Raw genomic sequence first — 19,216 nt, 5'->3', positions numbered from 1 at the left:
AAGGGCAACAGGCGTATAGGCAGTAATGATGAGCGTTAGCGGGCATATGTTGCTGTTGTTGCTGATACCATCTTATATTTATGAAATGATAAAAAGGATAGAGGAAAATGTGTGCAAATGCGTGTTTACATTATATACACGCAAGAACAGCAAATCGGCAGCAGAACATTTGGAAGGGAGGTTGAAAAGTATGGGAGAAGAAAGACAGATAGAGATGGCGTTGCAACGGCAGACAAAAAAGCGCGGCGGCAGGGCTGTGAAATTCATCTCTCCAGGTTTGGATGGGGTGCCGGACCGTCTGGTGCTGCTGCCGGGTGGGAGATGTGCTTTTGTGGAGCTGAAGGCTCCCGGAAAAAAGCTGCGTCCGCTACAGGAGAAAAGGAGAATACAACTGGAAGCCCTGGGCTTTCCGGTTTACTGCATAGATAGAACTGAAATGATTGGAGGTGTACTGGATGAAATACAATCCACATGAATATCAGGATTATGCAAAGGAGTTCATCATTGGACACCCGGTGAGCCTGCTTCTTTTAGACATGGGGTTAGGGAAGACCGTAATTACGCTGACCGCCCTTTGGGAGCTGTTGCTGGATTATTTTGAAGTCAGGCGGGTTCTTGTAATCGCACCTTTGCGTGTAGCACGGGATACCTGGTCGGGGGAATATGAGAAGTGGGATCATTTAGATGGATTGCTGCTTTCTCCTATTCTTGGTTCGGATAAAGAGAGGAAAGCAGCATTAAACCGGAAGGCAAATGTGTATGTGATTAACCGGGAGAATGTTGAGTGGCTGATAGGGCAGGGCAACTGGGATTTTGACATGATTATTATCGATGAGCTGTCCTCCTTCAAATCCCACAAGGCAAAGCGGTTCAAAGCTCTTAGAAAAGTAAGGGCGAAGGCACACCGGATTGTGGGCTTGACCGGAACTCCCGCACCAAACGGTCTGATTGACCTTTGGGCGGAAATTGGCATTCTGGACATGGGGCAGAGACTTGGACGATTTATCGGGACGTACCGGGATCGGTTCTTTCTGCCGGATAAGCGGAGCCGGGATATGGTGTATTCCTATAAGCCAAAAGATGGAGCAGAGGAACAAATTTATGGATTGATTTCAGACATCACTATCAGCATGAAGGCGGTGGACTATCTGGAAATGCCGGAATGTATTTATAACCGGGTGGAGGTGAGCCTGAATGAGAAAGAGTATGATCTATACCGGAAACTGGAAAAGGATATGCTTCTTCCTTTTGAAGGAGGGGATGTGGATGCGGTTAATGCGGCGGGACTTTCTAATAAATTGTTACAAATGGCAAACGGAGCAGTCTATGATGAGAGCGGGGATGTGCGGCATATCCATGACCGAAAGCTGGACGTTTTAGAAGATTTGCTAGAAGCGGCAAATGGGAAGCCGGTGCTTGTAGCTTACTGGTATAAACATAATAAGCAGCGGATACGGGAACGGTTCCAGGCGGTGGAACTGGACACTTCGGAGGATTTTAAGAAATGGAACAACGGTGAGATACCACTTGCTATGATTCATCCGGCATCTGCCGGGCATGGGCTGAACTTGCAGGCAGGAGGTTCTACGCTGATCTGGTTCGGACTGACCTGGTCGTTGGAACTATATCAGCAGATGAATGCCAGGGTTTGGAGACAGGGACAAAAAGAAACGGTGGTGATTCATCACCTGATAGCGAAAGGTACCATGGATGAGCAGGTGTTTGCTTCTTTAGAGCGAAAGAATACCAGGCAGTCTGCACTGGTGGATGCGGTAAAGGTCAGGATTGGAGGTATCTGGGATGGATGTGGAAAGAATCTTTAAAGAATACCGGGAGTGGAAACGTAATCTAGCCTTGTTAGAATTTGAGTTGGGCAGATTCCAGGGAATTCCATATGAGGACGTTATCGAGAGCCTGTGCTTTTCAAATCCACAGGGTGAGCGTGTACAGACCAGCGGTACTTCCGATAAAACAGGAATGACCGCCATGGATTACAGGCAGGTAAAGGAAAGGCTGGATGATGAGTGGTTTGATTTTTTGATGGGACGCTATAAACAGATTAAAGAAGAAATGGATTTCCTGGAATATGCCATTCGCCAACTGAGCGGGCGTCTGCCTGAGATTATATGGGATATGATTATAGAACAGGCAAGCTGGCAGGAGCTAATGATAAAATATAATGTAAGTCATGCTATGGTTGGAAAGTATAGGAAGAAAGCCGTGGAGGAACTAAAACGAATTTATGAACTGCGCGGGCAGCAGACGGATTCCTATTTGTTAAGCTGAATGGGTAGACTAAGTGTAGACAATGAGTTGATTGAAAGTTTACCGGATCCTGTGCTATGATTAAGCTGCGAAGAAATGTAAAGAGTCTTGTGGATTTAATTCCATGAGGCTTTTTTTCACGCCTTTGCACTGGCAGGGACTTATCCTTTCACCCTGCCACTACATACGGAAGGAGTGAATTCAGATGCCGAGAAAGCCGAAGAAGCCCTGCAGGTATCCGGGATGTCCGAATCTGACAGAGTCAGCCTATTGTGAAGAACACAGCTATCTGTATCAGACAGAGCGTGCCGGAGCATCAGAGAGAGGTTATAACGGACGCTGGCGGAAAGCCAGGCGCAGGTATCTGAAAGAACACCCGCTGTGTGTCCGGTGCCGGGAACGTGGGAAGTTGGTGAAAGCCACCGTTGTGGACCATATGATTCCGCACCGTGGAAATGAAGAATTGTTCTGGGATGAGTCCAACTGGCAGGCGCTGTGTAAGAATTGCCATGATAGAAAGACGATGACGGAAGACCGTTATCAGGAATACAAATACTGACAGAGAAAAGCCTTGGGAGGTTCCCAGGGCTTTTCATCTGAACGTTTTTCTGTTTTTGCAGTATCTTGGATCGGGAACAGGTGAAAAGGGCAGGGGGTTTGAAATGAGATATGAGAAGGGAACTTTCAGATCTGAATGTTATATCTTCTTTTTCATCTATCCGGCTCTGCTTCGTACTGTGCCTGTTCTTCACATACCATGGCGGGAGCGATGCGGATGCAGTTGTCCTCATAGAATACCTGGATTGCGTCCCCGATATGGAATCCCAATTCCTCCAGCCACTTTCCTTCCATAGATATCTTTGGTGTGCAGGTATAAGTATTGCTGCCAATATACCGTTTGGAGCTTGAACGGCTGGCATAGAGAACTTTCATTTGCTTAGTCTTCATAAAGTATTTCCTCCTTCTTTCTTTTGGTAGAGCCATAGTAAATCTAAAACAACAATTTATCCAGTTAATTTGGGAGTGAAACGTAGACAAATATTATCCGTTATAATTGTTCAGGTTGTGAATTTGTGGGAGAGAAGAAGGGGAGGGGGAGTCCGAATCTCCAGAACCCCGCACCCTGGAAACCGCCGCCCCCCAAGACGTAAATTTTCGTAGAAACCGTCAGGGGGGATAGGATAATAGGTGCCTTATCATACATAAAAATAGGATTTCCGCCGAATTGCTTGGAGGGGATTTTGCCAAAAAGTACCGAAAATCCATGTTTTTAAGCCGAGAAAAGACAGAAATTATCTGCTTTTCCCGGTTTTCTGTAAGGAGGTGCGAAAGGAAATGACAGAGGTGCAGGAAACCAGAATCCGGGAACTGAGACTGAAAGGTTTAGGCTACCGGAGGATTGCCACGGAGGCAGGGCTGTCCCGTGACATTGTCCGAAATTACTGCAGGAGCAAAGGAATGGCTGGATACGCCACAGCTTTGGAAAAGAATGTATCGGAACAGATTTCCCAGGGCAAAGCCTGCTTGTACTGTGGAAAGGAAATAGAGCAGCCTGCCACCGGGCGTCCGAAGAAGTTCTGTTCGGAAAGCTGCCGGAGAAGATGGTGGAGGGTACACCCGGAGATTTCCGAGCAGAAGGATACTGCATTATACACAATGACCTGTGCGTACTGTGACAGGGAGTTTATTTCCTATGGAAACCGAAAACGGAAATATTGCTGTCACAATTGCTACATCAAAGACAGGTTCTGGAGGGGAGAAGAGAATGGAATTTCGGAGAATTAAAATCAAAGACCTGATACCTGCTTCCTACAATCCGAGGAAGCAGCTAAAGCCAGAGGATAAGGAATATGAGAAAATTAAACGCTCCATTGAGGAGTTTGGGTATGTCGAGCCGGTCATTGTCAATTCTGACCTGACCATAATTGGCGGTCATCAGAGGGTTACAGTTTTATCCGATTTAGGGTATGAGGAAATCGACTGTATCGTTGTGGAGATTGACAAGACCAAGGAGAAAGCACTCAACATTGCTCTGAATAAAATTACGGGTGAATGGAATAAGGAACTGCTGGCTGACTTAATCTGGGATTTGCAGGAATCCGATTTCGATGTGGCATTCACCGGATTTGAGCCGCCGGAGATTGAACAGCTTTTTAATACGGTACATGACAAAAATATCACCGAAGATGACTTTGATGTAGATGCGGAGCTGCAGAAACCGGCAGTGGCAAAGCAGGGAGATGTGTGGCTACTTGGCAGACACCGTCTGGTATGCGGTGATTCCACTTTGCCGGAAACCTATGATTTGCTGATGGATGAGAAGAAGGCAAACTTGGTGGTAACTGATCCTCCTTACAATGTGAATTATGAGGGAACTGCTGGGAGCATTCAGAATGACCACATGGAAGAAGAGAAGTTTTACCAGTTCCTCTTTGCCGCTTTTGTAAATATGGAAGCGAGTATGGAGCGGGACGCATCTATCTATGTATTCCATGCCGACACGGAAGGATTAAATTTCCGCAGCGCATTCAAGGGAGCAGGATTTCACCTGTCAGGTACCTGCATCTGGAAAAAGCAGAGCCTAGTCCTTGGAAGGAGCCCTTACCAGTGGCAGCATGAGCCGGTTCTGTTTGGCTGGAAAAAGGGCGGGAAACACAACTGGTATTCCGACCGGAAGCAGACCACTATATGGGAGTTTGACCGGCCGAAACAGTCCAAGGATCACCCGACCATGAAACCGGTGGGGCTTGTAGCATATCCGATCCAGAACTCCTGCATGAGCAACTGTATCGTTCTGGATCCCTTTGGAGGATCCGGTTCTACTCTGATTGCCTGTGAACAGACCAATCGCATCTGCTATATGGCAGAACTGGATGAGAAGTTCGTGGATGTTATTGTGAACCGTTATGTGGAGCAGGCCGGTTCAGCGGAGCAGGTCTTTGTCATCCGCAGCGGACAGAAAATAAAATATGAGGATTTGAAAAGCGAATGAGGTGATCACCACGGTGTTTTATGCAGTGGCGATGATGTTGCCTGAATCCTGTGGAACGGTTGATAACTGTGGTTTCCGGGAGGATGAAAAACAATCTGGAAAGATGGAGAATTGCATTGACTTTACACCCGTTTAGAGTGATTTATGTAGTACCAAAAAAAACGGAGGTAAAGGCTTATGAAGAAAATTATAACAACCACGGAAAACAGAAAAGACGTTGTCAAGGCAATCTGTGAAATCACAGGGGAGAATTCCCGGTACTTGGGTGTCCCAAGCTGCGGATACCAGATTGGGAAATGCATTGTGAACCGGACCGGTGAGGTGGAACTCCCGGACGGGGATGAGAAACTGGAGGAAATGATTCTTGTTGGTCTAATGGATAGAGGACTGTTGGAAAGGGAAGAGGAGACAGAGGGTTTGGAGATTAATATTCCTATAGGAGAGCATACGGGACTGAGTTTGAAGAACCTGGTCTTCATGATCCACAGCAAACAGTACCTTTTAAACAAAGCCGTTGGGAGAAAAGCTTTCCAGGTAAATGGTGAGTTCCTTGTAAAACTGCAGGAGACAGAGCCGGAGGGCAGAGGAGAATTCCTGGAACTGCTCCATTCCTGTAAAGGGAATGAGCGGAACAAAGGCTTTTATTTTACAGAGGACGAGATTGTGTTTGAGGCATTTCCATTTTCTGAAAATGGGGAGGACATGGGAGCTTATGCAAAACTTGCATCGAGTATGTGTGCGGCAGCCTTAGACAGCAAGCGGGTGAATCCGGCAGAAACCATTGCAGAGAACGAGAAGTATTATATGCGTATCTGGCTTTTACGCCTGGGTCTTGGCGGGGAAGAGGGGAAAAAGATACGCAAGGTGATGCTTGCCAATTTAAAAGGGCATTCTGCTTTCCGCACCCCGGAGGATATTGAAAGGGCAAGGGTACGCAGCCGCCAGAGGGCAGAAGCCCGGAAACAGGCGGAGCAGGAGGTTTTAGAGCAGGCAGAAGCTGAAAGAGATGCCCTGATGAATGATTTGGTAAACCAACTGCTTTCAGAAGAAAACGGAATTGCAGAGGAGAAGGAAGAACCTTAGAAAGCGGCTTAAACACATGGTTTCCCGCCTTATTATTAATATAGAAGAAATCCGTAAAAACACACCATTGATGGGCAGATTCCACCCAAATCTTTGTGTACATTATGCGCCGGATTAACTGGATAAAATGTGCTTTCAGAGTGATTAATAGACTACGCTTATTGAGCCTGCTCAATATGATACCAGAAAAAACGAAGAAAGCACAGGAGGCGCATAAATATATGAAAACACAGAAATTCGGGATTGAGATTGAACTAACAGGGATTACCAGGGAAGCAGCGGCGGCGGTAATTGCAGAGTATTTCGGGACTGAAAGCTGCTACGCAGGAACCTATTACGAGACCTACGAGGTAACAGACCGGAAGGGCAGGATTTGGAAAGCTACCTACGATTCCAGCATCATGGCAAAGAAGAGGGTGCTGGGGAAAATCGAAAGTGCGGATGACACTTACAAAACAGAGATTGTCAGTCCCATTCTTACCTACGAAGATATTCCGGATTTGCAAGAAATTATCCGGCAGCTCCGTCACAAAGGGGCATTTGCCAGCGAGAAATGCGGGATTCACATTCATGTGGATGCCAGCCGGTACACCCCGCAGACATTGAGGAATATGGTGAACATCATTGCCAGCAAAGAGGATATTCTCTACAAAGCCCTGCAGATTGACCCAAGGAGGCTTTCCTACTGCAAAAAAGTGAATGAGAAGCTGATTGAAACTATTAACAAGAAAAAGCCGAAGACGATGGCAGAGCTTAAGGATCTTTGGTATGCGGAAGACCCCAACAGCAACCGGAATAAGCATTATAATTCTACCCGCTACCATGGACTGAACCTGCATGCCACCTTCACTAAGGGAACGGTGGAGTTTAGGCTTTTCAACAGCACCACTCATGCCGGGGAGGTTAAGGCATACATTCAGTTCTGTCTGGCGGTCAGCCACCAGGCACTGGCACAGAAATCAGCATCTCCAAGACGGACGGTTACCGACAACGAGAAATATGCATTCCGGTGCTGGATGCTTCGGCTTGGACTCATTGGAGACGAATTTAAAACCTGCAGGCTGCATTTCTTAAAACATCTCGATGGAAACTCAGCCTGGAGACACGGGGCATAAGTACATAACCTTCCCCCAAGTGGTGGCTTGAGCGCTCTTGGGGTGACAGGAGGGGGAATTCACTATAAAAAGGAAAGGAAGATGCTATATGACGAAACTGTATATTGCTTATGGAAGTAACATCGATGAGGAACAGATGGAACACAGGTGCCCGGATGCAAAAGTTGTTGGTACAGCAGTGGTGGAAAACCACCGGTTGCTGTTCAAAGGCGTTAAGGATTGTGCCTATGCTACGATTGAACCGGAGGAAGGGAGTCACATTCCGGTTCTGGTTTGGGAAATCAACGGAGAAGATGAACGGAGACTGGACCGTTATGAGGGATATCCAAAGTTTTATTACAAAAAGGAACTGCCGGTTCTTGTAAATGGGGAGACTCATAACGCGATGGTTTACATCATGGATGAGAGAAACCCGCAAAATAAACCGAGTTACAATTATTACGGGATTCTGGAGAGGTCTTATATAAAATATGGATTTGATGACTTTATATTAAAACGAGCTTTAGAGGAAAGCTGTTCATAAAAATAAGCTGATGAATCAAGGAATCAGAGCTTCTTCGGAGGCTCTTTTCCTTTGCCGGAAACACAGAGGGGAGGTGGAGCAGATGGCACAGAGCGGCAGAAAACCAAAACCTACGGCGGTAAAAGTTCTGGAAGGAAATCCGGGAAAGCGGAGTTTAAACACGCAGGAGCCAAAGCCGGAGAAGAAGGCTCCACGCTGTCCGGTCTGGCTGGAAGAGGAAGCGAAAAAGGAATGGAAGCGTATGGCAAAGCAGATGGAGCAGCTTGGCATCCTCACTGAGATTGATATGGCGGCTTTTGCCGGGTACTGTCAGGCATATGCACGGTGGAAAGAGGCAGAGGGATTTATTACGCAGCATGGAACCATTGTGAAAACACCTTCCGGTTATTGGCAGCAGGTGCCGCAGGTTTCCATTGCCCAGACCTATCTGAAAATCATGAACCGGTTCTGTGAGCAGTTTGGACTTACCCCCTCCTCCAGAAGCCGCATTGTGGCTGAGAATGGGGAGGATAAGGAATGCGATGCCATGGAACTGCTCTTGTATAAAGGCGGTGGCCGGTAATGTTTGATGAGGTAAAAGCGCAATATGTGGTCAACTTTATCAACTGTCTGAAGCATACTAAAGGCCGATGGAGGGGAGTTCCCTTTGAGCTTCTGCCTTGGCAGGATACTATTATCCGGGAGGTGTTCGGTACAGTTAAAGATAATGGTTACCGCCAGTATAACACCGCTTATGTGGAGATCCCGAAGAAGAATGGAAAATCGGAACTGGCAGCGGCTGTTGCTCTTTATATGACCTGCGGAGACGGGGAATGGGGCGCGGAGGTTTATGGCTGCGCCTCTGACCGGCAGCAGGCATCCATTGTGTTTGATGTAGCGGTGGATATGGTGGATCAGTGTCCGGCACTAAAAAAACGGATCAAGCCGGTCATGTCGGTAAAGCGGCTGGTATATAAGCCGACCAACAGTTTTTACCAGGTTCTTTCCGCAGAAGCCTATACGAAACACGGTCTGAATATCCATGCGGTTATTTTTGATGAATTACATGCGCAGCCGAACCGGGAACTGTTTGATGTCATGACGAAGGGATCCGGTGATGCCAGAACACAGCCGTTGTTCTTTCTGATTACAACGGCAGGAAATGACCGGAACTCGGTGTGTTTTGAACAGCACCAGAAGGCAGAGGATATTATACTTGGGAGAAAGATAGACCCTGCGTACTATCCTGTGATTTACGGGGCGAAGGATGACGCAGACTGGTCATTGGAAAAGGTCTGGTATCAGGCGAACCCATCCCTTGGATACACCATTGATATAGAAAAAGTCAGAAACGCTTATCTGAGCGCTAAAGATAATCCGGCGGAGGAGAACATTTTCCGGCAGCTCCGTCTGAATCAGTGGGTGAAACAGTCTACCCGGTGGATGCAGATGGAGAAGTGGGATGCCTGTGATTTTGCAGTCGATGAAGTCGAATTGATTGGCAGGGAATGTTACGGGGGACTGGATTTGTCCAGCTCCACTGACATTACAGCATTTGTCCTGATATTCCCTCCGAGGACAGAAGAAGAAAAATATATGATCCTGCCGTATTTCTGGATACCGGAGGAGAACATGCGGCTACGCGTACGCCGGGACCATGTACCATATGATGTGTGGGAGCAGCAGGGATTCTTGAAAACCACGGAGGGGAATGTGATACATTATGGATTTATTGAGAGATTCATAGACGATTTGGGAAAGAAGTTTCATATTAAAGAGATTGCCTTTGACCGCTGGGGAGCGGTGCAGATGGTACAGAACCTGGAAGGGTTGGGATTCACAGTGATTCCATTCGGGCAGGGTTTCAAGGATATGTCACCGCCCAGCAAGGAACTGATGAAGCTGACACTGGAGAAGAAACTGGCTCATGGCGGACATCCGGTTTTGCGTTGGATGATGGATAACATCTTTATCCGCCAGGACCCGGCGGGGAATATCAAACCGGATAAGGAGAAGTCCACGGAAAAGATTGATGGTGCGGTGGCAACGATTATGGCTTTGGATCGTGCAATCCGAAACAACGGAAATAACGAAGGTAGTGTATATGATGACAGAGGGATTCTGGTGTTTTAATATTGTTTTATCAGACATTATTAAAAAAGTATTTTTATTTTTTATTCTATAAGAAAATGAAATGCAGGTTTCAATAAAATTTAAGAAATCAATACGAAAATAGCGGTACAATTATATTGACATATGTTTTTGGCGGTGCTATATTATTCTTATCAAAAGTAGATACCAGATTTGCGGTACAATTTTAGGAGGGAAAGAATATGGGAAGACCAGGGTATATGTCAATTTATGCAGAAGAGAAAACACAGAAGATTTTCGATGAGTTTTTAGTTACTAAAGGTATTAAGAAAACAGATGCACTCACAGATATGTTGGAAATTTATATGATTAGTCAAGATGAAAATCTGTATCTTAATTTAAAGAAAAAAGCAATGAATATTGATATTGCAAAGGAAATGATTTTACAAAGTGCTGATAAAACAGAAATAAATGATTATATTTTTATGAAACTAAGTTTTTCTAGTGATATATATGGTAATGAGTTAGATGGGGAAGGAACAATGGAGGCTTATCTGAATAACTCGCAGGAAAATGGTTTAGGTTATACTTGGTTCAGCACGCAGTCTTTGCATTTTGGAATGAATAAAGATAAAGTTGCTTATTATAACAAAATGATTAAAAACGGTGATACGGTAAGAATATTATTTGCAGTAGTCGGATTAAATGATGTTAAATATTCAGCGGTTGTCGAAGAAATTGTGTCAAGTCGAGAAAAAATTGCTTGCCCTGGTGATACTTCAGCAATCCCAGAAGAATTTGGACCAGAAGAAACTGCCAAGATCTGGATTAAAATATCAAATATTCAAGAGGAAAAAGAAATTAGTGCTGATATGCTTAGTTTTCGGAGCAATGGCAATAGCGTAAAAGCGGCTATTTCAAAAGGGCAGTTTCATTTTGGATATGTATATCTAAATAATATTTAATTTTATTGATTCAGGTTGTTTCGTTATGAATAAACAGAGTACAAATTATGAGGCATCTCTTCTGAGGTGCTTTTTTCTAGCATTTCTAAGGAGGGAAATATCTAATGGGGTTTGGTTCGATCTTTGGAATACGGGGAGCAAGGGATAAGCCAAGGAACTCTTATGCAGGTTCTGCCTTATCCTTTTTATTTGGAAGAAGCACCAGCGGCAAGCCAGTCAATGAACGGACGGCGATGAAGACCACAGCAGTGTATTCCTGTGTACGGATTCTGGCAGAGGCAGTGGCTTCACTTCCGCTACACATCTATCAATATACGGACAAGGGGAAGGAGCGGGTGGCTGACCATCCGCTTTATCCTATCCTGCACGATGAGCCGAATGAGGAAATGACTTCTTTCGTGTTCCGTGAAACGCTGATGAGCCATCTGCTGATTTGGGGAAATGCTTATGCACAGATTATCCGGGATGGAGCGGGACGGGTTCTTGGTTTATATCCGCTCCTGCCTAACAAGATGCAGGTGGACAGGGCAGACAATGGTGAGATTTTCTATATTTATTCCAGAGATTCGGAAGAAAACCCGAACTTTAGCACTTACGGACAGATTTATCTTCGGCGGCAGGATGTTCTGCATATCCCAGGGCTTGGTTTTGATGGACTTGTGGGCTATTCACCTATTGCCATGGCGAAGAATGCTGTGGGCATGACACAGGCCTGCGAAGAGTACGGAGCAAGTTTCTTTGCCAATGGGGCAAATCCCGGCGGCGTATTGGAGCATCCTGGAGTGTTGAAAGACCCCGGAAAGGTTCGCGAAAGCTGGAATGCGGTCTACCGTGGTACCAATAATGCCCATAAGATTGCAGTGCTGGAGGAAGGGATGAAATACCAGCAGATTGGTATTCCACCGGAGGAAGCACAGTTTCTGGAAACCAGGAAGTTCCAGATTAATGAGATTGCCCGGTTGTACCGGATTCCGCCCCACATGGTAGGGGATTTGGAAAAGTCCAGCTTTTCCAATATAGAGCAGCAGTCTTTGGAGTTCGTGAAGTATACCCTGAACCCATGGGTAATCCGCTGGGAACAGTCCTTGCAGAAGGCACTATTACTGCCGGAAGAGAAGAAGGAATACTTCATTAAATTAAATGTGGACGGACTACTCCGTGGGGATTATCAGAGCCGAATGACCGGTTATGCCACAGCAAGGCAGAACGGCTGGATGTCAGCCAACGATATCCGGGAACTGGAGGATTTAAACCTGATACCGGAGGAGGAAGGAGGAAACCTCTATCTGATAAACGGGAATATGACAAAGTTAAAGGATGCCGGGCTGTTTGCCGGAAACGGCATAGAAAAAGAAGAGGAACCAACTTAGCGGTATGAGGCTGCTGGGTCAGGTTCCCTTTTTGTATGTAAGAAAGTGAGGAATACGGGTGAAACGGAAGTTTTGGAACTGGGTGAAGAATGAGGACGAAGGAAGGACACTGTACCTGGACGGGGAGATTTCAGACGAAACTTGGTATGGCGATGAAGTGACACCGGAACTGTTTCGCAGTGAACTGGTATCCGGCAACGGTGATATTACGGTTTGGATTAATTCTCCGGGTGGAGATGTGTTTGCAGCAGCACAGATTTATAACATGCTGATGGACTACAAGGGAAATGTGACCGTGAAGGTGGATGCCCTGGCAGCTTCGGCGGCCTCGGTCATTGCTATGGCAGGAACTACGGTACAGATGTCCCCGGTTGCCATGATGATGATCCACAACCCCATGACGGTTGCCATCGGGGATTCGGAGGAGATGAAGAAAGCCGGAGCTATGCTGGACGAGGTGAAGGAAAGCATTATGAACGCCTATGAAATCAAGACCGGACTGAACCGGACAAAGATTTCCCATCTGATGGATGCTGAGAGTTGGTTCAATGCTAGGAAGGCAGTGGAACTTGGATTTGCAGATGAGATTATAGAGGACAAAAGTGGAAATAGGGAGAAAGAAAATGAGCTGGAATTGGAAGGAATGATGTTTTCCAGGGCGGCGGTTGCCAATTCCCTTTTAGATAAGTTAATCCCGAAGAAACCGGAAAAGAAGGGAATTCCGGTAGAACAGTTAGAAAAGCGTTTGAATCTATTGAGTCATTGAGGAGGAAGAATCCGTGAAACAGATTTTAGAATTAAGGGAGAAAAGAGCGAAGGCATGGGAAGCGGCGAAGAAATTCCTGGATGAGAAGCGCAGGGAGGACGGCTGCCTTAGCAGGGAGGATACTGCTGCGTATGAAAAGATGGAGGCAGATGTGGTGAACTTGGGTAAAGAGATTGAGCGTCTGGAACGCCAGGCTGCCATTGATCTGGAACTGTCAAAGCCAACCAGTACACCGATTACTAACAAACCAAACGGGAATCCATCCGGTGAAGAAAAGACGGGCAGGGCAGGCATGGAATACCGCAGGGAGTTCTGGAATGCTATGCGTAAGAAGAATTACTACGATGTGAATAATGCACTGCAGATTGGCACGGACTCCGAGGGTGGGTATTTAGTGCCGGATGAGTTTGAACAGACGCTGGTGCAGGGACTGGAGGAAGAAAATGTGTTCCGTACTCTGGCAACCATAATCCAGACTTCCAGCGGTGACCGGAAAATTCCGGTTGTGGCGACGAAGGGAGAGGCTTCCTGGGTAGATGAGGAAGGACAGATTCCGGAGTCTGATGATTCCTTCGGACAGGTAGCCATTGCGGCTTATAAGGTGGCAACCATGATTAAGGTTTCTGATGAGTTGTTGAATGACAGCGTATTTAATATGGAAGCCTATATCTCTAATGAGTTTTCAAGAAGAATCGGCGCGAAAGAGGAAGAAGCATTCTTTGTGGGCGATGGTAAGGGGAAACCGACTGGAATTTTCAATTCTACAGGCGGAGCTTCTGAGGGTGTGACAACAGCTACTGCAAACATTACTTTTGATGATGTGATGGATCTGTTCTATTCCGTGAAAAGTCCGTACCGTAAGAAATCCACTTTTGTGATGAACGATTCAACGGTTAAGGCACTCCGTAAGCTGAAGGACAATAACGGCACCTATATCTGGCAGCCTTCCGTGCAGGCAGGACAGCCGGATACGGTTTTAAACCGTCCAGTGGTGACGTCTGCTTATGTACCGGCCATTGCGGCAGGGGGAAAAGTCATTGCTTTTGGTGATTTCAAGTATTACTGGATTGCCGACAGACAGGGACGTTCCTTTAAACGTCTGAATGAGTTATTTGCAGCCACCGGCCAGGTTGGCTTCCTTGGAAGCCAGAGAGTGGACGGCAAATTGATCCTGCCGGAAGCAGTGAAAGTGCTGGCCATGAAGGCAGCAAGCGGTGCCTGAATCAATTTTTAGGATTTGCTTTAGCGGGCAGGTCTTTTTTTATGTGGAAAGGAGGCATCGATGGTAGTCACATTAGAAGAAATTAAGGAATATGTACGGATTGACAGCATTGGTGAGGATGATTTCCTGCTGAGCTTGTGTGCCACATCAGAAAGTCTGTGCAGTGACATTTTACACCGGACGTTTGATGAGATGGAGGAAGTGCCGGATCCGGTGAAGACGGCCGTGCTGTATGGCATTTCTTACTTGTACGAGAACCGGGAGCAGGCGGATTTCAGAGAGTTGACATTGATGCTGAAGTGCCTACTGTTCGGGCAGAGGGACGAAGTGTTCTGATGAAGATCGGGCAGTGGCGGGAGAGTATCCTTATCCAGAAAAATAATATCACGAAGGATAAGACCGGAAACCAGAAGAACGTGTGGGAAGATTACTATTCCTGCCACGCTTATGTGAATAACCTGTCCGGCCGGGAATACTGGGAGGCGGCACAGGTGAACCAGGAGGCTTCCCTTTATTTTATTGTGCGGTACTGCAGGGAACTGGAATCCATGGACAGCACCTTATACCGGATTATGTTCAAAGGGGAAGTTTACAATATCACCTTCGTGGATTTCATGCAGTACCAGAAAAAAACCATCAAGCTGCGGGCAGAGAAAGGAAAGAGGTAGGATATGGCAGAGCGAAGGGTGAGCGTGGACCAGATGGCAGATGCCATCGCACAGTCCATGTCTGAGTATGCAGATTTATCCAATGAAGTAATGAAGGAGTGTGTCACAGAAATCAGTAAGTCTGTGAAGAGAGAAATACAGGAAAATGCCCCGGTGCGTACCGGAAAGTATAAGAAAAGCTGGGCGGCGAGGAAGGAGAAGGAGAATTCTAATTCCCTCACCATGGTGGTGCACAGCCGTGACCGGTATCAGATTGCACATCTTCTGGAACACGGACATGCGAAACGGGGAGGCGGACGGGTGGCTGCCATTCCACATATTGCTCCGGCGGAACAGAGAGGAGCAGAAGAACTGGTTTCCAGAATCGAAAGGGGGCTTTCGGGATGAACCATGAACAGGTAGTGGAAATGGCAGAGGAAACAGGACTGCCCTTTGCCTATGACCATTTCGTGGAGGGACAGTCCCCGGAGACGCCCTTTTTAGTCTTTCTTTATCCGGGCGCGAACAATTTTGCGGCGGACGGGATCACTTATTTCAAAGTGAACCGATTGCATCTGGAACTGTATACCGATGAGAAATCCATAGAACTGGAAGAAAAGGTCGAGGCTGTGCTTACCATGCATGGCATTTTTTATGGGAAAAGCGAAGTATGGATTGAGTCAGAAAATCTGTACGAGGTACTGTATGAAATGGAGGTTTAATGAATGGGAAATAAAGTGAAGTTCAATCTGTGCAATGCCCATTATGCACCAATTAAGGCAGGAGAAAATGGGGAGAGTACCTTTGGGACTCCGGTGGCACTTCCGGGAGCGGTGTCCATCAGCCTGGATCCCAATGGAGAGCCGGAATCCTTTTATGCGGATGGCATTGAGTATTACATTATCAATAACAATATGGGATATGACGGGGATCTGGAGCTTGCTATGATTCCGGAGTCCTTCCGCACGGACATTTTAAAGGAAGAAGCAGATGCCAACAAGGTGCTGGTAGAAAACTGCAATTCGGAAACAGGCAGCTTTGCTCTGCTCTTTGAGTTTGATGGGGACGTGAAGAAAATCCGTCATGTGCTATATAACTGTTCTGCATCCAGGCCGAAGATTGAGTCAAAGACCAATGAGGAATCAAAGGAAGTGCAGACAGAAACGCTGACCATTAAAGCAAGGCCATTGGCAAGCGGTTATGTGAAGGCAAAGACCGGGGATGCCACCACTCAGGCTGTATACGATAAGTGGTATGAGGCGGTGTATATGCCCGCCAGTACTCCAGCGGTGCAAGCGGCACAGGCATCTGCTCTTTCAGCGCAGACCATAAGTAAGACAGCGGCTGTGATAGCAGAGAAAGAATCAGATACGAAAAAATCATAGGAGGCAGGAAAGGACATGAGTATTACCAGGACAATTGAGATTGACGGCAAGGGTGTATTGTTTAAGGCGTCAGCGGCGATTCCGCGGATTTACCGCTTGAAGTTCCAGAGGGATATTTATAAGGATTTGCGGGCGTTGGAGCAGAGCGTGAATGGTTCAGAAGAAGGGGAGTCAGGGCTTGACCTGTTTTCCTTGGAGATGTTTGAGAACATTGCATTTGTGATGGCGAAACATGCAGAGGGTTCCATTCCCGACACGCCGGAGGAATGGCTGGATGGATTTAATACATTTTCCATTTACCAGGTGCTTCCTAAGCTGATAGAGCTGTGGGGATTGAATGTGCAGACAGATGTGGAGGCTAAAAAAAACTTCGCCCAACAGAGCGCGAAATGACAACGCCACTGTTCCTCTTGCGGTGTGTGCAGCTGGGACTTACTATGCAAGATTTGGAACAACTTTCCATTGGGCTGATTAATGACATGTATGCGGAGAGTAGGAATGATGAATGTAAGTATGCCCAGCTCGCAACTCAGGAGGATATGGATAAGTTCTGATTTGCGTTGATAGAGCCGCCGTTTCCTGCTATACTGGTAGCAGAAAGCGGTTTTTGAAGTCAGTGGGAAATAGAAATTTGTATGAATAAATGAAACTGAAGATTATATCATTTTCAGATAAAAGGTATAATCAGTGAAAAGTTAAAACTAATATTACAACTCAAATTGTAAAGGAGATTTCTTGTATATATGGATGAATTATTAATGGAAATATTATCACTAGATATATATCATAACATAAGCTATTATACTTTTCATTTGACGTTTCCGTTATTTAGACATTTTGGAGGAATAAAATGGAATGGAACTCAAAATTACCTCAAGCCGTTGGTAAATGAAACAAAACAACTTATAGAAAAAAGTGGAATATCTCAAGAGACCATTCTACAATACTTGGCGAATGACATTTCAAACCCATCATATTTATTTGTAGCACAGGCTATTCTTGTTTATGCTGTTCCAATTAAATTAGATGATATGCAAAGATATAATATTGTCACAAAACAGACATCATTATCTAAAGATATGCACATTGACGACGAAATACTAGCGTGTGCCTTAGTTTGTTATGTATTAGATGGGAACAGGTACACTCAGTGGGACTTTAATATTATTGTTACAGAAGAAAAGTTTGTTTATCCAACAAATGATTATCAATTAACTAAGGTAGATAATATTGATTTTCGGCAGAGTGGTTTTATTTTTGATAACAAATATTATCTTTATAATATATATATCAATAGAAAGCCACTCCATGCAGGGGAACCAATTCCTGCTGTTTTCAGAATTATGCAAGATGGCGTTGATATAAGTAAAGCTGACCTATTTTTTCGATTAGATGAACGATTAGCAATCGATGTTGATAAAGCAGATATTTGTCATTATGAATTTTTTGAAAAATTCTATGGACCATCATTTATTTTTTCGGAAACAAGATTAGAAAGAGCAAAGAGTATTATTGTTCATTATGATCTTGAAACATATAACAAATTATTAATGGTTATTAAGAAGGATTATGATACTGTTCTTGATGAAGAGTTTTGGCATATTGAGGTAGAGCAACTCCCAAAAATTGCGGAATCTTATAAACCTAAGTTTGTATTAACAACTTTTGTTCATGGGAAATATTACCCAAATCGAAAAGCTTTTAGACATATTGATTTTATAAAAAATGAGTATAGTACAGAAAAATATAAGCAAAAACATAATGGGTATTCCAATTCAGATGTTTCTATTGACTACTATACTGAAACAAAGAATGAGCATTATAAAATATGGTGCATAGAAAATATAGATATGAGCGAAGAGTTATGGTATAAACTCACATTAGTTTCTTTGGCTCCCCGATATGAAATTCTATTTAATGAAATGTTAGAAAAAATATAAGTGTTTATTATGGTTTATAAATTCTAAATATATGAAATGAATTGTTTACTAAATAGAAAGTTATAAGTTGGAGATGATATTATGATATATGCAAAATGTATTGAAGAATCTCAAATTGCAAACAGTGTCTCTGAGTTTCAAAAGAGACAGAATGAAAAAAATCATGTGTACTGCATAGGGCAAATAACAGTGTCAAAAAATGGATATGATATATTATACTGTGTTCCAATAAATTTTATTTATGATTGCTTAAAGTATGGAAGATATATTGCAATAATAGATAAAGATGATGACAGTTTAGAATATCCACGTAAGAGCAGTTATATGGGGCTTGAACGGTGTACTTCTGAACAACTAGTAATTAATATTATGGATTCACAAAACGAACAAACTATAGACTACATATTCAATGAGGTAGGTGATGCAGAATTAGTACATGATGGATATGTGCATACCCTTCCTGAAAATATACAAAAATATTTTAGACAAAAACAAGCGAACTGTTCGTGCAATGGTTAGTGCATTGAAAAATCATAAGTTGTAAAGGGGATTGGTGATATAAATAGATATAAGCATAGTGATTATTTAATAAATTACTTTGATTATAAACAATAATTTTACATAGGCATCTGTCAGAAATGGCAGGTGTCTTTTCTATGAATGGTGAGCCTTAACGGGCTCTTTTTTTCTGTTCAAACGTAAGGGAGGGGTATCCAATGGCCAACCGCATACAGGGGATTACGGTGGAAATCGGTGGAGATACCACCAAACTTACAACTGCATTAAAGGGGATGACGTATAATTAATTTCGCAAATTTAGTTTCATAAAAAATAGACATGGTCTATAGCCGTTTGGTAAAATAAAGTCACCAC

The 19,216-nt window shown here is 44.7% G+C and carries 25 protein-coding genes; 24 read left to right on the top strand and 1 reads right to left on the bottom strand.

The annotated features are described in order from the left end of the window. Positions 1 to 190 precede the first annotated feature (190 nt). From FAY33_RS09505 to FAY33_RS09490, 4 genes are all read left to right on the top strand, one after another. Positions 191 to 475, top strand: coding sequence for a VRR-NUC domain-containing protein (locus tag FAY33_RS09505; RefSeq protein WP_143320995.1), 285 nt, complete (start codon positions 191 to 193; stop codon positions 473 to 475). Then, positions 456 to 1,823, top strand: coding sequence for a DEAD/DEAH box helicase (locus FAY33_RS09500; protein ID WP_143320994.1), 1,368 nt, complete (start codon positions 456 to 458; stop codon positions 1,821 to 1,823). Before FAY33_RS09505 ends, FAY33_RS09500 begins: the two co-directional genes overlap by 20 nt. Beyond that, a complete protein-coding gene (locus FAY33_RS09495; RefSeq protein WP_143320993.1) occupies positions 1,801 to 2,286 on the top strand; it encodes a hypothetical protein in 486 nt (161 codons plus the stop codon). The genes FAY33_RS09500 and FAY33_RS09495 overlap by 23 nt, the downstream gene beginning before the upstream one ends. A 184-nt stretch (positions 2,287 to 2,470) precedes the next feature. Beyond that, positions 2,471 to 2,824, top strand: a complete 354-nt coding sequence (locus FAY33_RS09490; RefSeq protein ID WP_143320992.1) for an HNH endonuclease signature motif containing protein — start codon at positions 2,471 to 2,473, stop codon at positions 2,822 to 2,824. Positions 2,825 to 2,976: 152 nt separating this feature from the next. Here FAY33_RS09490 and FAY33_RS09485 read toward each other — a convergent pair whose 3' ends face one another. Then, the gene (locus FAY33_RS09485) at positions 2,977 to 3,213 is read right to left on the bottom strand and encodes a SymE family type I addiction module toxin (protein WP_143320991.1); all 237 of its coding nucleotides are present in this window, start codon (positions 3,211 to 3,213) and stop codon (positions 2,977 to 2,979) included. A gap of 387 nt (positions 3,214 to 3,600) precedes the next feature. On the opposite strand from FAY33_RS09485, the gene FAY33_RS09480 reads away from it, so the two are divergent. The 20 genes from FAY33_RS09480 (at position 3,601) to FAY33_RS09390 (ending at position 18,862) form a co-directional block, all read left to right on the top strand. Continuing rightward, on the top strand, positions 3,601 to 4,050 hold the full coding sequence (locus tag FAY33_RS09480) for an RNA polymerase subunit sigma-70 (RefSeq protein ID WP_143320990.1): 450 nt from the start codon (positions 3,601 to 3,603) through the stop codon (positions 4,048 to 4,050). Then, complete coding sequence (locus tag FAY33_RS09475) at positions 4,031 to 5,257, top strand: site-specific DNA-methyltransferase (protein WP_143320989.1); 1,227 nt, start codon at positions 4,031 to 4,033, stop codon at positions 5,255 to 5,257. The genes FAY33_RS09480 and FAY33_RS09475 overlap by 20 nt, the downstream gene beginning before the upstream one ends. 13 nt (positions 5,258 to 5,270) lie before the next feature. Then, positions 5,271 to 5,393: a hypothetical protein gene (locus FAY33_RS20070; RefSeq protein ID WP_279231857.1), complete on the top strand. Its 123-nt coding sequence runs from the start codon at positions 5,271 to 5,273 to the stop codon at positions 5,391 to 5,393. A gap of 41 nt (positions 5,394 to 5,434) precedes the next feature. After that, positions 5,435 to 6,340 (top strand): hypothetical protein, encoded by a 906-nt coding sequence (locus FAY33_RS09470; RefSeq protein WP_143320988.1) that lies wholly within the window; start codon positions 5,435 to 5,437, stop codon positions 6,338 to 6,340. Between the two features lie 221 nt (positions 6,341 to 6,561). Beyond that, positions 6,562 to 7,455 carry an amidoligase family protein gene (locus FAY33_RS09465; RefSeq protein WP_143320987.1) on the top strand — a complete coding sequence of 298 codons (894 nt, stop codon included), beginning with the start codon at positions 6,562 to 6,564 and terminating at the stop codon, positions 7,453 to 7,455. 88 nt (positions 7,456 to 7,543) lie between these two features. Next, on the top strand, positions 7,544 to 7,978 hold the full coding sequence (locus FAY33_RS09460; RefSeq protein WP_143320986.1) for a gamma-glutamylcyclotransferase family protein: 435 nt from the start codon (positions 7,544 to 7,546) through the stop codon (positions 7,976 to 7,978). Between the two features lie 82 nt (positions 7,979 to 8,060). After that, a complete protein-coding gene (locus tag FAY33_RS09455) occupies positions 8,061 to 8,540 on the top strand; it encodes a phage terminase small subunit P27 family (protein ID WP_143320985.1) in 480 nt (159 codons plus the stop codon). Further along, positions 8,540 to 10,090: a terminase TerL endonuclease subunit gene (locus FAY33_RS09450; protein ID WP_143320984.1), complete on the top strand. Its 1,551-nt coding sequence runs from the start codon at positions 8,540 to 8,542 to the stop codon at positions 10,088 to 10,090. Before FAY33_RS09455 ends, FAY33_RS09450 begins: the two co-directional genes overlap by 1 nt. A gap of 200 nt (positions 10,091 to 10,290) precedes the next feature. After that, positions 10,291 to 11,013 (top strand): hypothetical protein, encoded by a 723-nt coding sequence (locus FAY33_RS09445; RefSeq protein ID WP_143320983.1) that lies wholly within the window; start codon positions 10,291 to 10,293, stop codon positions 11,011 to 11,013. A gap of 104 nt (positions 11,014 to 11,117) precedes the next feature. Next, a complete protein-coding gene (locus FAY33_RS09440) occupies positions 11,118 to 12,383 on the top strand; it encodes a phage portal protein (RefSeq protein ID WP_143320982.1) in 1,266 nt (421 codons plus the stop codon). Positions 12,384 to 12,441: 58 nt separating this feature from the next. After that, on the top strand, positions 12,442 to 13,149 hold the full coding sequence (locus FAY33_RS09435) for a head maturation protease, ClpP-related (protein ID WP_143320981.1): 708 nt from the start codon (positions 12,442 to 12,444) through the stop codon (positions 13,147 to 13,149). Positions 13,150 to 13,162: 13 nt separating this feature from the next. Continuing rightward, positions 13,163 to 14,371, top strand: a complete 1,209-nt coding sequence (locus tag FAY33_RS09430; RefSeq protein ID WP_143320980.1) for a phage major capsid protein — start codon at positions 13,163 to 13,165, stop codon at positions 14,369 to 14,371. Between the two features lie 60 nt (positions 14,372 to 14,431). Continuing rightward, positions 14,432 to 14,707 (top strand): head-tail connector protein, encoded by a 276-nt coding sequence (locus tag FAY33_RS09425; protein WP_143320979.1) that lies wholly within the window; start codon positions 14,432 to 14,434, stop codon positions 14,705 to 14,707. Continuing rightward, positions 14,707 to 15,039 (top strand): phage head closure protein, encoded by a 333-nt coding sequence (locus FAY33_RS09420; RefSeq protein WP_143320978.1) that lies wholly within the window; start codon positions 14,707 to 14,709, stop codon positions 15,037 to 15,039. Before FAY33_RS09425 ends, FAY33_RS09420 begins: the two co-directional genes overlap by 1 nt. A gap of 3 nt (positions 15,040 to 15,042) precedes the next feature. Further along, positions 15,043 to 15,426 (top strand): HK97 gp10 family phage protein, encoded by a 384-nt coding sequence (locus FAY33_RS09415; protein WP_143320977.1) that lies wholly within the window; start codon positions 15,043 to 15,045, stop codon positions 15,424 to 15,426. Further along, on the top strand, positions 15,423 to 15,740 hold the full coding sequence (locus tag FAY33_RS09410) for a hypothetical protein (protein ID WP_143320976.1): 318 nt from the start codon (positions 15,423 to 15,425) through the stop codon (positions 15,738 to 15,740). Before FAY33_RS09415 ends, FAY33_RS09410 begins: the two co-directional genes overlap by 4 nt. 3 nt (positions 15,741 to 15,743) lie before the next feature. Further along, positions 15,744 to 16,403 carry a major tail protein gene (locus tag FAY33_RS09405; RefSeq protein ID WP_143320975.1) on the top strand — a complete coding sequence of 220 codons (660 nt, stop codon included), beginning with the start codon at positions 15,744 to 15,746 and terminating at the stop codon, positions 16,401 to 16,403. Positions 16,404 to 16,418: 15 nt separating this feature from the next. Continuing rightward, entirely contained in the window at positions 16,419 to 16,796 is a 378-nt protein-coding gene (locus FAY33_RS09400; protein ID WP_143320974.1) for a hypothetical protein, read from the top strand. Positions 16,797 to 17,146: 350 nt separating this feature from the next. Next, positions 17,147 to 18,343, top strand: a complete 1,197-nt coding sequence (locus tag FAY33_RS19895) for a hypothetical protein (RefSeq protein ID WP_243126671.1) — start codon at positions 17,147 to 17,149, stop codon at positions 18,341 to 18,343. A gap of 81 nt (positions 18,344 to 18,424) precedes the next feature. After that, positions 18,425 to 18,862 (top strand): hypothetical protein, encoded by a 438-nt coding sequence (locus FAY33_RS09390; RefSeq protein ID WP_143320973.1) that lies wholly within the window; start codon positions 18,425 to 18,427, stop codon positions 18,860 to 18,862. Positions 18,863 to 19,216 lie beyond the last annotated feature (354 nt).

Source organism: Clostridium sp. HBUAS56010 (genome assembly GCF_007115105.1).
Lineage (GTDB): Bacteria > Bacillota > Clostridia > Lachnospirales > Lachnospiraceae > Lacrimispora.
The sequence above is the reverse complement of the archived record's forward strand: the minus strand, read 5'-3'. Positions and strand labels throughout refer to the sequence as shown.